The organism is Paenibacillus sp. BC26, assembly GCF_900116125.1.
Lineage (GTDB): Bacteria > Bacillota > Bacilli > Paenibacillales > Paenibacillaceae > Paenibacillus_Z > Paenibacillus_Z lignilyticus.
This window is the reverse complement of sequence record NZ_FPAD01000001.1, coordinates 2936664-2950162: the sequence shown is the minus strand read 5'-3', so window position 1 is coordinate 2950162 and position 13499 is coordinate 2936664. Positions and strand designations below refer to the sequence as shown.

General features: G+C 37.8%; 15 protein-coding genes. All 15 read left to right on the top strand.

Going from position 1 to position 13499, the window contains the following annotated elements; translation table 11 throughout:
* Positions 1-148 precede the first annotated feature (148 nt).
* Positions 149-751, top strand: coding sequence for a hypothetical protein (locus BM412_RS13110; RefSeq protein ID WP_091218509.1), 603 nt, complete (start codon positions 149-151; stop codon positions 749-751).
* A gap of 134 nt (positions 752-885) precedes the next feature.
* On the top strand, positions 886-1422 hold the full coding sequence (locus BM412_RS13105; protein ID WP_091218506.1) for a hypothetical protein: 537 nt from the start codon (positions 886-888) through the stop codon (positions 1420-1422).
* Between the two features lie 158 nt (positions 1423-1580).
* On the top strand, positions 1581-2411 hold the full coding sequence (locus tag BM412_RS13100) for a copper amine oxidase N-terminal domain-containing protein (protein ID WP_091218504.1): 831 nt from the start codon (positions 1581-1583) through the stop codon (positions 2409-2411).
* 183 nt (positions 2412-2594) lie between these two features.
* On the top strand, positions 2595-3146 hold the full coding sequence (locus BM412_RS13095) for a hypothetical protein (protein ID WP_091218501.1): 552 nt from the start codon (positions 2595-2597) through the stop codon (positions 3144-3146).
* A gap of 886 nt (positions 3147-4032) precedes the next feature.
* Complete coding sequence (locus tag BM412_RS31860; protein ID WP_143111622.1) at positions 4033-4227, top strand: hypothetical protein; 195 nt, start codon at positions 4033-4035, stop codon at positions 4225-4227.
* 140 nt (positions 4228-4367) lie between these two features.
* A complete protein-coding gene (locus tag BM412_RS13080; RefSeq protein ID WP_091218493.1) occupies positions 4368-5198 on the top strand; it encodes a GNAT family N-acetyltransferase in 831 nt (276 codons plus the stop codon).
* A gap of 462 nt (positions 5199-5660) precedes the next feature.
* Entirely contained in the window at positions 5661-5969 is a 309-nt protein-coding gene (locus BM412_RS13075) for a hypothetical protein (protein WP_218163157.1), read from the top strand.
* Between the two features lie 264 nt (positions 5970-6233).
* Positions 6234-7436 carry a hypothetical protein gene (locus BM412_RS13070; RefSeq protein WP_091218491.1) on the top strand — a complete coding sequence of 401 codons (1203 nt, stop codon included), beginning with the start codon at positions 6234-6236 and terminating at the stop codon, positions 7434-7436.
* Positions 7437-7478: 42 nt separating this feature from the next.
* Positions 7479-8459, top strand: coding sequence for a DUF4303 domain-containing protein (locus tag BM412_RS13065; RefSeq protein WP_091218488.1), 981 nt, complete (start codon positions 7479-7481; stop codon positions 8457-8459).
* A gap of 87 nt (positions 8460-8546) precedes the next feature.
* Positions 8547-9032 (top strand): YcxB family protein, encoded by a 486-nt coding sequence (locus BM412_RS13060; RefSeq protein WP_091218486.1) that lies wholly within the window; start codon positions 8547-8549, stop codon positions 9030-9032.
* A 147-nt stretch (positions 9033-9179) separates the two neighbouring features.
* Entirely contained in the window at positions 9180-9464 is a 285-nt protein-coding gene (locus tag BM412_RS13055) for a hypothetical protein (protein ID WP_091218484.1), read from the top strand.
* Positions 9465-9752: 288 nt separating this feature from the next.
* Positions 9753-10295, top strand: a complete 543-nt coding sequence (locus tag BM412_RS13050; RefSeq protein ID WP_143111621.1) for a hypothetical protein — start codon at positions 9753-9755, stop codon at positions 10293-10295.
* Between the two features lie 273 nt (positions 10296-10568).
* A complete protein-coding gene (locus BM412_RS13045) occupies positions 10569-11042 on the top strand; it encodes a hypothetical protein (protein ID WP_091218479.1) in 474 nt (157 codons plus the stop codon).
* 688 nt (positions 11043-11730) lie between these two features.
* Positions 11731-12291, top strand: coding sequence for an immunoglobulin-like domain-containing protein (locus tag BM412_RS13035; RefSeq protein WP_091218474.1), 561 nt, complete (start codon positions 11731-11733; stop codon positions 12289-12291).
* A gap of 201 nt (positions 12292-12492) precedes the next feature.
* Complete coding sequence (locus BM412_RS13030) at positions 12493-13491, top strand: aminoglycoside phosphotransferase family protein (protein WP_091218471.1); 999 nt, start codon at positions 12493-12495, stop codon at positions 13489-13491.
* The last annotated feature ends 8 nt before the right edge of the window (positions 13492-13499 follow it).

Sequence of the window (13499 nt, the reverse complement as noted above, 5' to 3'; positions counted from 1 at the left end):
GCGGCGAAAGAACAAACGATATTCATTAAACTAACGGGCAAGAGTTAGTTCATAACATCGATTTTATATTTAAGGTAAAGGGCAGGATAGTTTTATGAAGGCAAGAATACTTCAAATATGAGAAATTTAATATATTGGAGGAATCAGAATGAATCGGATGCCATTTGAACGCCCAACCGAGCATTATGATGAGAGGGTATCCCATATTGATGAGCAAATCTGTGAATTGCTAAAACAACGCAATGAAATCTCGAATAATAATCCAGGTTATCCGCCATTTGAGTATATTACGAAATGGGCAATGTCTTTTGACTTTTATGAGGATTACTTAAAATGGGTGTTCAATGCTTTTCTAAGAGAAGAGCAATTTAAGCCGATTATTGTACCGACTGGATTCAGAAGGCACATACCTATTCTAAAATCCTTTGAAGAAGGGGGATATTTCTATTCGTTGACCTCTGTTCGGCAATATACCAATGCAAGTGTAATTACCTTTAATATTGATTGGGACATGTCAAACGAACATTCAATAAATTCGTATAAACCAAGTCATTTTGAGTTGTACTTAGGAGACAATTATGATAGCCGTATGGATAGAGGAGGAAGCTCAGGTGGGCATTCCTCTTTTAATTACGTTGTATCTCCAGCTTTACCTGATGACATTTCCTATATGAATTTCGTGTTCAGGGAGTTCGGTGGACCCCACGAGAATGAACCGAGAGGTGCTGAAATCACTATACGGATAGAATGATTCATTTAGTATTTATTACGATTTTTATAAAACTAACGGGACACGATAGCATAATTAAGAACAAGCGCTAAAGATTTTGCGCAAAGTCGGAGTCATGCATTTACTTGTGATTAATAACCCTAGAGGGGGATTCGATGCGTAAGTATGCATTAGTTGGATTTATTCTTTTCTCCATCCTGCTTGCCAGTTGCGGTTCGCGTGATGCGCGTGAAGAGGTGTTGGTTCATCCGAAGAACGAAGTCACAGTTACCCAAAGCGACTTCACTTACCGCCTAGTGACAGCGAAGCCCGAATACAGCAGCGGGGAATCAGTTCCGATCTACGCTGAGTTGACGTATAACGGAGATGAAGAGAGCATCACGATTAACCATTCCGCTTCGCCGTTTTATTTTCCGATTCAGGAGCTGACGACGGGCTACGACATCGAATACGCAATGAACGATGTCGGGGCCAGCACGGTGCTAATTAAAGGCAAACCGATGCGTGGCACGTTCAGCATCCGAGGCGGCGGATATAGTGAGAGCGACCCAAAGGCCTATAAGGATTTTATCGATAACTTCATCAAAAACGGGTATGCCAGAGGACATTATGCCGTGAATGGCTTTGCCGATTTTTCCTTGGCGGACCAGCGGATACGAATTGAAGCGCAGATAGATTTTCTCGTCGATTAGTTCATTTGATAGCGAACAAAATATAACAGGCCGCCGACGTAATTGGCAGACTGTTCAGCTAACGGGCAGTTTAGCGCAACAAAATCATCATGATTTGCGTATTATTTAATGAGGGAATATATGGTAATTAATGAGGTGAGAATGTATTGGAGGGCTTTATGCGCGGATTATGGAACAATGTAGCAGTTAGGAAGCATATCATTTTATTTATTATGGCAGTTGTAGTGATGAGTGGTCTAGTAACTAACGGTAAGAAAGTATCAGCATGCGATTTTGGCAGTAATATCATCGAGCCACATACGGATTCGAATGTGTTCGTCGGTAAAGCACTTGAGATTCGAGGAGATAAGAACGGAAAAGATGTTTTTTTTGAAGTTTACAAAGTCGAACAAGGTACCGTAAAAGCGCTAGCCAAAGTATGGACACCACCCGCTGGTTCTTCCTGTGGCGGTTTTGACTTTAAGGTTGGGGAAATGTATTACGTGATCACAATAGATACTCCAATATTCCCTTCAAAGAAAGTGGTCATGATTAATACAGTCAGACCATTACTGGCTGAGGAAAAAAGCGAAAAGGAACAGATTGAGGGGCAATCTCTCCTTGAAAATTTCCTAAAGCGAACAGATGTATCCGTCTCCATGAATGGTGAGGATTTGGTTATGAATAGACCTTATGATTACTTCTATTCTAATAAAGATAACAGAGTTATGGTCCCTTTGAACGAAGCATTTGTGAGTAGGTTTGGAATAGAGGTCACTCCAATAAATGAGGATGACGACAGCGTAACTTTGAATTATATGGGGAAAGCGTATACTTACCAGATTGGGCATAATACCGTGCGAATCGATGAGAATGATTTCAACATTATGGATACCGTTATTCAACGATTTGATGGAATTACATTTATTCCCGCTAGACAGGTTGCCGACATGATCGGTGCACAACTAACTTGGGACAACAAACTCAAAAAAATATGTTTTTCCTTTTGAAGAGGTCGTTAAACTAATGGGACACAATAGCTCAACAGAACACGCCAGCAGCTGGATAAGAAATCAGTTGCTGTTTTTTATTGAAGTAACGGGGCAGTTTAGCGCAACAAACGATTCCAATATTCGTTTATTACTTTAGTTGGGATAATTTGGGGGCGGTTGAAAATTAAGCGATTAATTTCTATGTTAATTGTATTGCAACTAATAACCACAGCTTGTGACTCGAAGACGAATTCAGCGTTAAATTCCAATATCAAACATAAGAATAATGATGTCGGTGTACAACAGAATAAAATGCCTAATGAAATGCCTGACGATTTCAATTTCTTAGTTCGTTTCGGTTTAGGTGAGTCTAGAAAAAACGAAATTAATACCTATAATAATACGGTTACAAAAGATTTGATAATTCATGGAACTGCAACTGCAAAAGTGGCTTTTACCATGGAAGAGAAGCGCAACATTTATGAGAAGATGAGAGAGATAAACATAATGGGAACGAAAGAACTAATACCGAGCTTACCAACCGACCAGAGTTGCGATAAGACACCATACAATGAAGATAGTTGGCAAATAAGTGTGAATGGAGAAACCAAAACTTTAGTCTGGTCAGATAAAAATTGTGAAGTTACAATTGATGCAAAACAGCTATTAGAACTGCGCACAATCATTCGAAAATTAGTTATTGTTAAAGAAGCTTATAAAGAATTACCCGAAGCAGAAGGTGGTTATGATTAAAGGATTAAAAGAAACAGCCATTGAGCTAACAGGCAGGATTGCGCAACTTATTGGGTAAGTTTCGCGTCTAATAATTGGTATTAATTGTAATTAAAGAAGGGGGGGCTGATGACTTTAATAAACATTTTAGTCATAAGTCTTATAACCGCAATTGTTTTATCATTGATGATTAATACCCTTTTGAAGCGAAGGTCGCTTAGTGAGGTACTGTTGTTATCTTTCTTATTTGTACTCACAGATGGATTTTTATTAATTGACCAGCACATCAACGACAATGATATCTTTTTGTCATTTAATTATGGACTTTTATTTACTGGCTTTATCACAGGAATACTTAGCTTTAAATTTAAAAAAGACTGATTCTAAAGAAAACAGATGGACATTAAGCTAACGGGTACGACAGTTCAACGGACCTTGGAGCAGTTCGCCGATGGCAACTGCTCTTTTTATTAAGCTAACGGGCAGCATATCTAATGGTATACACTGATGTAAGTAGAGTGGTTTTATCAACAAACTTCATATCAGCTTAATTTGAGGTGATGAAAGGTGGTGTACTGTTGGCTAAGTATGTTGGAGGCTGGATGGTCATTACGTCATGCTATTTTCTTACGCTGTTTACTTTTTCGAAGTTGTATCCAACCATCTTTCAGCAGCCCGTCAATTATAATTGGTATATATCTGGTATATTTCTTGGAACACCTTTAATAATCGTCCCATATCTAATTGCAGGTTTCTACGTAAAAAGGTTTTTTGTATATAAAACTTCAGGTGCAGTATTATTAAGTCAGATTCCAGTTATTAGTGAACGTTTATTGATATTCTTCATCGGGTATCTACTAGTGCTTGGTGGCGGTGACGGAACGCGGTCAAAAATGCGCTTGAAAACGTGGCGGGAGAACGGGACAAGCAGACCACCGATTTGCTGATCGAATTCCGAGAAGAAAAAGAAAGACGCATACAAGAGAAGGAAGAAGCACGGCGGAAAGAAGAAGATGCAGTAATACGGAAAGCGGAAGAGAAAGCACAGCAAATACTAGATAAAGTAAGCCAGCCTTTTTATAAGCGAATCTTTAAAAAATAGGCTTTGTTAAACTATGTTGTTGATTTTCTGATTAACCCAACGGGCAGGAAAGTTTTATTTAAATAGATTTCACCCTACCATTTTCCAACAACTTAAGGCACAATTAATTAGAATTATTTGTTATTAGAGGGGGATTATCAATGATTGAGTTGAGAAATGATGAATATTATATAGTACTTCCACTAATGAAAACTGTTCATTACAAGGCGGTATATGCTCATTCTGTAATTGAGAATATTCAGCCTGGAAAGATATTTGTTAACCGCAAAATAGAACCTACATGCTGTTTGATTGCTAACCGTGGTGGAAGGTATATTGTTGTTGGAGATACTAATGACAATATTTTTAACAGGGATATTACAATATTTTTAAGAGATAAAAATAACCATTCCATTTATTATGATCTATTTACCTCTTCTGATGAGTGGATTGAATTACTTGAGCATCTTTTAGCTGGTCAGACCGCTACTTTATCTCATTCTTCTTTTATATTTAATGAAACAAAGTTTAAGGGTTTTAATAGCCTTGCAGGTAATTTTCCAAAGGAGTTCATAGTTCAACCTTTGGGAAGCAGTTTAATTGAAAAATATCAAATTACAGTATCCAATTTTGGATCGATAGAGGAGTTCCTGTTGAATGGGTTTGGTTATTGTGTACTTGTAGACAATCAATTAGTTAGTTTGTGTATTTCTGGTTCTGTTGGAAATGGCAGAGCTGAGATTAGCATATTTACTAACGAAGGATATAGGAATATTGGATTAGCAAAATTAACGTGCAGCGCATTTATTAATCATTGCCTAGAACATAATTTAGTACCAAATTGGGGATGTGATACAGGTAATAAAGCTTCCATACAGTTAGCTACAAAACTTGGATTTGAGAAAATTAAGGAGAATAAAATGTTGTGGTGGCATGAAGATAAAAGTGTAGTTACCAATTATTTGAATAGCTTTGGTTATGAAAATCAGTAATTATGCTATCCAAGAGCTAATTGAACGTTTCAAAAAAAAAACGGAGTGAACATTTTAGGAGAGCGGATGACATGTAGACCCAATATAACGTTCGCTGATCCTGAAGGAAATATATGGGAAGTGCGGCAGCCGTAATTGTTTAACTAACGGGTACGATAGTTGAGAAAACCGCCCACGCAATAGGAGGTGGTTTTTCTTTTGCTCGGAAATAAACAATCAAGAATAACAGAGCCATTCCTTTAAGTGACGGGACCTTTAGTTTCGGTCAAGTTCCTGGCAACGAGCAGCTTCAGGGAACGGGCTACGGTGTGGCTGCATTGTATTAGTAAAAGTGCTCCAAGTGCTACAATCAAATAAACTATTGCGTGAGGGTAAAATGAACTATCCGAGGAATGGCTTACGAATAAGAACAGAATCAGGAGTGCATCCCGAAGTTAAAAGAGCCTGTCTCGAATTTGCCGAGTGGTCGTCTATTTAAAAAGGGATTATCAAATCAAAAACAAATACACAAAAGAGCTTGTATCTGCAACATTTTTTGCACCATATGACAAGTACGAAGAACCCTATATAAGAATTGCCACAGGAGATTATTTGGAATTGGTAGATGGCCGTGGGCAAGATAATGCCTTGGCTTCAATTTTGGGTTCAATTGCACATGAACTGGGTCATTATTATCAATGGCTGGACGATCAAGAGCTTGATGAGATAGGTGCAGATAAGTGTCGCGAAGGAATAATTGAGGAATATGAGTCTACACGAGAACATCCATAACAGTATTCGATTGAACTAACGGACACGATAGTTCAATCGAATTAACGAAGACAGCCGATAAATATGGCTGTTTTTTTATGGGGAAAGTAGCATATCCGCAGATATCTTCAGTAGTGAAGTCCGAATTGATAAAAATAGGATGATGGTAACTGGTCTAGTTATCCATATAGTGGTATTTTGGTCTTCTGAGCAACCGCCCAATATCAAGCTTTGAAATTGTTAAGGTAACAAGTGCTGATATCTTTATTAATAAGGAGTGTATTAGTGAAACTATATAAAATGATTATATATCGATTAGCTAAAAAGGATACACCTCTTGGAATAATCGAGCGAATCAGACTTGCATTCAATACTTCGGGTATCGACCACCATGAAATTAAATTCTTTATCAGTGATTCACAACATGGTGTTTCTGGCATCGATCGGCTGCTAAAAAAAAATCCTGATCTTGCCCAATTCCGATACACGGTCGGGACATCAACTGACTTTGAGCAAAGACTCTCCAATCTATCTGCCAGATGGGAAGGAGCAAATCCGAACTGTTTTACCAATCCGCTAGGAATGGGAGATGCTATTGAAATTGCTGGTGGAGTACCGCGACGATACTCTTTGAATAGACTGACGTTTATTTTCGATAACATTCCAATGCTTCGTCGAAATCCTACTGGTTCAAAGGAAGAACCAATTCCATTCATCTCAAAGGGGGATGGCTGTTATACAAGGCTGTTCTCGCCGAGTGTAACGGGTTGGAGCGATTTCCCTTCTCCGTGTATAAGGGTACAAAGTGATTGGTGGATTTCAGGAAGAAATAACTTCATAGATGCAATTGTCGAGCTTGGTGATCTCGCGGACGGTATACCGCAGTTGGAACTGAACGATGGGGAACGCAAATTTTTAAGCGCTATTGGTGAAATTTATCACGAGCGCGTATTTGCCGTTCCTTCAAATAAGGAAGAAGCAGCAGATGTTTACCAAAACATAATTGCAGGTGAGCTGATCGTGCAGTCATGCTATGATGACGGAAATCTGATCTGCGTTGACTTTCCGTATCAACTAAAGCCGCTTACGATAAGTGATGATGACCCAGGATTGCTTTCGGTCAAAAAGGAAATTACTACTCATTTTAAAAAGCGAGGCTTCAGCTACAATACCAAGTACAGCAATGGCGGGGTCTATACGATGACACGGATGACTAAGAATCACCATCTTGTTAAGTTAACCTTCATGCGCGGGAAGTTCGACGCAGACGTCTCGTGCATAGGAAGCATCGAAGGTCCGCTATGGAAACATGATTTCGATCTGCCAGCTGCTCACGCCAACATGAGACCGTACCAAATTTCAAGGCAAAGAGATGTCGACCATCAGATCGGTAACATTGCCGCAGCCTATGATGCCATTGAGAAGCGAATAATTGAAGCGATAGATGAACTGTACGGTCCAGAGCCGACATGGTTAACTTATTTATAATCAAGAAGAAGTGCAATTACTTAATTTCAGGGGTGAACGTGGATGACAAATGCAATCGATTTTGCCATATTAAAAATGATGCTGATTCAGCATGGCGAACAAACGATTAGAGACTTTGCTATAACGTCGCAAAATAAAGACGTATACGCCTTTGTGCTGGATGCACAAGCGACCTACGGCGTTGTGAACTTCAAGTGGAATACCTTAGAAGGGTTCGCGTATACACGCACGTTTAACCGTTATAAAGATTACCCCGATGATAGATTGTACGGCCACCGCGGACTTAAATATAGCATCGGTGATTTTCGCTTTGAAGACGCGCGCAATGAAAAACTCGAAAAATGGGGCATGAAGTACGAAGAGGCTTTAGAAGTATTGTGGGAGACGGAGGAGGAAGAGGCTGAACAAGCCCCTAACGGATTCATGGCTGTCTTAACCGAAGTAATAAAGGAGCTGACGCCTGCCTTTGGACAGCTTCACCTTACTGACGACTTTATAGCCTATGCTGTCGACCACGACGGGGATGATATGAAGTACCTCCCTGAAACCGTAGATCCTGCACAGCTGGACAAAGCGTTTCCCGAGTTAAAAGCGTATGAGGTATACAAAGCCAAACTTTGCACGCGGCTACCAGTTGAACAAGCAGAGTTTTGGTGCCAAACGTTTACCGATTTTGTCGAAGGCCACGAAAGCGAAGCGGTGGTAGAACTACGGCGGTATTCTCGATATTCTTTTGATGCAAAGGAAGAACTGGTGAAGTTGGGAGAGGTTTCAGTTCCAATCCTTGTCACCTTCCTGGAAAGGGCACTGAGACATCTCCCTGTATCGACAGACGGTGGTGATCCGAGGAAGGCATGGAATTACCAAAGTGTAATTCTAGAAATCGCTAAAGCGGGAGAAAGCGAGATAAACCGCCTACAAGCCATTTATGCGCGTCAAAAATCGGAGTATCCTGAGGAGCAGGATACCAAAAACACTTTGCGCGTGCTGCACGCAATTGATTCTAAACGCTTTCCCGAATGATTTTTTATGCGGAATTCGGTAAACTGATCGTTTTTATGCCACGAGTATTGCAACTACTGCAAACACATTTTTGTGTAGGAGAAATCTTTGAAGATTAATTTTATGTACTCCGAAAGAGAAATTATCTCCGCAATAAATCAAAATCTTAATTTAAAGGAACTAATTTTTAGTGTATTAATTGCTGCTGCACTTCTAGTTTATGGAATCTTTCAATTAATGTCAGGCTCTACTCGAATTTTTGATGTTTTTATACTCTTGATCTCTATTCTCTTCTTTTTTATTGTTTTTGTCAGAATTATTGTTGTTCCAAGAATCGTATTTAAAAGACAACCCAAGTTCAAAGAAGAGTATGTTCTATCGTTTAATGAAGAGAACATCATTTTCAATGCTGGAGACATTAACTCGACAATTTCTTGGGATTTCTATAAAGAGATAAAAGAGTCCAAAGAATTTATATTTCTAAAGTATGGTAAGGAGCTTCACACAATAATACCGAAAAGAGTATTTAGAAATAAAGAAGAGTTGAATGAATTCAAAACATTGATAAAGTCAAAAATAAATAAAAGAATTTGATTGTAGTTCAAGAGGGCAGTAGTAGCATATAAGACCATATTCACGCTTCGGGCCATACGGCCCTCGGTCCACTAGATGGATTGCGGGGTTAAGCTAACGGGTACGATAGCTCACCTAAGTCAGGACAAGGAGGAGGACAACTCATAAATGGAAGTAAAACCAATAGAAACGGAACTTGGTATACTCTTGGGTAGAGACTGCATTTTTTTAGATGAGATAAACCATATTTACAATTCTGCTACGATAGAGTTATCAGGTGAAGTCAATGGTAATTTAGCTACTAATGGCAAAAAAGACACATGGATAAAATATAAAATCAAATTAACAGGAATTTATTACTTCAATATGATTGAACTTGATGTAAGTTCTAAATATATCGATAATCAGTATAAATCCGTATCTTCTTTAACCGAGGTTGTTAAATCTGATTAATTGAATAATATCATAGAGACGAGAAATGAATTTCTAAGACATTTTATTATATCGACTTATGATGAGGTTTTCGAAGTAGCAGCAAGGAATATTGAAATAACGTTTGGTCAAGAAAGAAGTCAATAAAGTTAATGAGCTATTCAAAGTTTATGGATCAAACTTACGGGATTCGGTATAACATTTATAACAGGCTGCCGACATAAACGGCAGCCTGTTCAGCTAACGGGCAGTTTAGCGCAACAAATGTCTCCCATTTTCGTCTGTAATTTTAATTAGAAATAATTGGAGGTGTTTGAAATAAAACGATTATGCTCATTGTTACTTGTATTACTATTTATTATTACTGGTTGTGATGTTGAAGTTGAGAAGCATAGTAGCAATAATGCCAATGCTAGGTCTATTAATTCCAATATATCGACACCGCAAATGGAGCTGGGGGATACACCACCAACGCCTATTATTGAAGCAGCTGGCAAAGCCTTGGCTGTCTATCAAAGTTCTTATTGCTGGGATAATAAAACAAAGGGAACGAGCGTTTGCGCAGATTACGCAAGCCCAAACGAAATGCTTAAAGATAAAGTAAAAGAAAAAGTGAAAGCGAATACACCGATTACTTTTAATTTTGATGTGAAAAAACCAACTGATGTTTCATTAACGATTTATGATAACGGAAGCATAAGTCAGGTAAAAGTTACTGGAAACTCTTTTCAAACACCACCTGAAGAGGGGATTTACTATTACAGCCTATCCGCTGTATGGTTGACGGATATAGAAAAAAGAATTTCAGAAGGGTCTTCTGTATACACATTTGCAATTGAGGTAATCAAATAAACGAATACGATTGATTGTCATATTCTGCTAACAGCTTAAGTAACTGCTCCATTTTCTCGTTCAACTAACGGGCACGATAAACTCAAAAAAAACGCCTCGGCGTTCGGTGACGCCCACCGTCACAAATGGTTATGTCGTAGCGAAAGATAATATTGATAAATCCGATAATTGTATGATATTGTTAAATTAAATCGGAAAGCATCCGTCAAAAAAGCCTTCAGGGACTCCTGAGGGCTTCTTTTGTGCGGATATATCGACAAAGGTGGGGTCATTGTGCAAAATGCATTACTTACTTCTTCTTTCACAGTCGTAGGTGGTCTAATTGTTTTCTTTCTCAGTCAAATTATGTTGAAGTATTTAATTGAACCTCTTTCAGATTATAGAAAGCTTAGAGCACAAGTTTCACATCAACTGATATATTACGCGTATTTTTACGCCAATCCAACTGAATTTAATGATGCAAATAGGCAGAACGAGAAACTTGTTACTGATCTAAACGAAGTTTCAAAATCTTTTAGAAAATTAGCAAGTGAATTAATCGGAGTTATAAACGTCATTCCGTTTTTCTCAACGCTCTCCTTTTGCAGATTGATTCCTAAGCGAGCAGATGTTATGGAAGCCTCAAGTCATCTAATTGGATTATCAAACTCAATTTGGAAGTATAGTCCAGACAATGATCAATTGAAAGATAATTTAAAATCTCGAAGTGAAATAATAAGACTATTACAAATCACATCAATTCATTAAGCCCGTAAGTAGGCGCTCGCCCGATATAATTACCTGGCTATTTGTCTCGTAATATTAGAGGCAATTCATCTATTCGGCTCTATCGCCATGTAGGGTTATTAAACTAACGGGCAGGTTAGTGGAACAATTTGCTTATATTTCAAGATACTATTATCGTGTTAAATTAAAGGTACAGAAGGTTTAATGAAGTGGAGAGTAATCGATGAACAAGAAGGAAGTTGTACTTTATTTTATTTCAGGAACATTTGTATATGGTGCGGCAATTTATATACTACATAGTTTGCAGCAAAGTTTAATTTGGTTCTTATTTTTTTTACTATTTATAAGTTTGTTAGTTACTCTTAGGGTAGCAGATTCGAATCGAACCTTTGGTAAACAATTCTTTAGTGTTTGTATTGGTCTTTTCTTTTTTGGGTGGATTGCTGTAATAATTATAGTGTTAGTTAAAGCATTTTCGTTATATTTATATCATTCATTAAACTAACGAACGGGATATCACAACAACAACAGGCTGCCGACATAAATGGCAGCCTATTCAGCTAACGGGCAGTTTAATGGGTGATCTTACCTGTATTAATAGCAAGCATCCAAATGCTAAATTAAAAACAAAACTAACAAAATTAGGAACGTGTAACATGTTTAATAAACGGAGTGTCTATGAAGGATCAAAGAAAAAGGGGAATGAACAGTGAATTTTCGAATTATTGTTATAATCCTTTCTTTTGTACTTGTTACGACTGGTTGCATGAATGAAGAAGAAAATGGAAGTGAAAATCAAGACATTCAAGACATTACATTGATTAATTCAGTGCCGAAGGGAGAAATTCCAAAAAAAATGATTTTGGGTGAAGTAACGCGCTCAATATCTAAATTTCAAAAAGAGCGAGACATTACATTTAATATATCTAAGATGGAACACAATAGCGTTGAATTTCTACAATACACTATAAAAAACAATCTGGATTTTGAAAAATATCTGGATTTTGGAGTTGAAGTTTATGATATTCAAATAGAAATGTTAAAAGAGAAGAAATGGGTTCTTGTGAGTTTTCCCAACGTAAACTACGGTTCTATCTGGTTGGATGATCGTCATTTAAAATCTGGACAAGAGTCTTCTGGAGGCGTGATAGTTCAAGCTAAATGGCTTGGTACTGGAAAATACCGAATCGTAAAGAGAGTTACAATAAGTAACGATGAGAAAATCGACTTAATAAGCGATAGCTTCAATGTTATTAAAGTTATTAAATAATAAATTCCATTAACGTCCCGAGTGTTTTGACTTGTGGATTCAGATACTTGAAATGCTAAATTAACGGGCACTATTGCTCAATACAACACGACGGCAGCTTGCTTAATTGTCAGCTGCCGCTTTTCATTGAACTAACGGGCAGGATACTATGAATGTAAAGCGAATTTTATACTATCGAATATAAGATGGTGGTGTCTACAATTGACTACTGAAATCTTTTTTTCTTCGAATAAATTGGGCGAGGTAACTAATGAACAGTTACAGATGATGCTTAATCGATTTGAGTTAGGGAACCTCATTTCGGCCGAACCAACATTTAGAGGTGTTGGGAAACAAACCATGTTTGTTAGGTCCACTTCAGGTGAGTATGTACTTAAAGGGAATCCACTTTTTAAGGGGCAATTCATTGAAGAAAAATTCTTTCTCGACAATCTGCTAAGACTAACTAAATTGCCAATTCCTAGCCAATACCTTATTGATGAAACTGAAGATATATTCGGTTGGAATTATTCATTAATGTCTCGTCTTCCAGGCAGACATATTATCGAGCAAGAGTTTTCAGCAGGGCTAAGCGAAGAAGATAAAAAACAAATTGCGTTATTATTAGCACAAAGCTTAAACGAGTTACATAATTGGAAAGTCGACCAATACGGTGAGTTCGAACAGTTTACTCGAACTATACAACCGTTTAAAGGGTCTTATAAAACATGGCTTTATAACAGAATTAGATATTGGTTAGAGGATGCTAAAAAATATTCGATAATTACATTTGAAGATACTGAATGGGTCGAAAAAATACTGGCTACCTCTGAAAAAGTATTTGATGATTTACGTTCGCCAACCTTTGTCATGGGTGACTTCAAACCAGACAATTTCCTTGTACAGCATTTGACTAATGGCTGGCATTTGAGCGGCATTTTTGATTTCACAACTGGCTATTTTGCTGATGGAATTGCAGATTTACCGAAAATGTTTTTACAGTACAGCGATAATGGCGAAAATGAACTGGCACAGCAGTTCATCAATGATTACTGTAATCTCTCTGAATCAAATGTAGCCTTCTCAGAACGCTTTAGAGTCCATATGCTCCACCAACTGGTTTTGAATTGGGGATGTGCATATGCAATAAAGAATGTAAATTGGGATAGAGGAATTTCTTTTTCCAAATGGGCGAAAAGATTTATAGAATTGGGCAATTGATGCCTCAA

Bases quoted from the DNA above. Each gene is read 5' to 3' on its own strand.
- BM412_RS13110 (WP_091218509.1), top strand. From the start codon at position 149: ATGAATCGGATGCCATTTGAACGCCCAACCGAGCATTATGATGAGAGG.
- BM412_RS13105 (WP_091218506.1), top strand. From the start codon at position 886: ATGCGTAAGTATGCATTAGTTGGATTTATTCTTTTCTCCATCCTGCTT.
- BM412_RS13100 (WP_091218504.1), top strand. From the start codon at position 1,581: ATGCGCGGATTATGGAACAATGTAGCAGTTAGGAAGCATATCATTTTA.
- BM412_RS13095 (WP_091218501.1), top strand. From the start codon at position 2,595: ATGTTAATTGTATTGCAACTAATAACCACAGCTTGTGACTCGAAGACG.
- BM412_RS13080 (WP_091218493.1), top strand. From the start codon at position 4,368: ATGATTGAGTTGAGAAATGATGAATATTATATAGTACTTCCACTAATG.
- BM412_RS13065 (WP_091218488.1), top strand. From the start codon at position 7,479: ATGACAAATGCAATCGATTTTGCCATATTAAAAATGATGCTGATTCAG.
- BM412_RS13055 (WP_091218484.1), top strand. From the start codon at position 9,180: ATGGAAGTAAAACCAATAGAAACGGAACTTGGTATACTCTTGGGTAGA.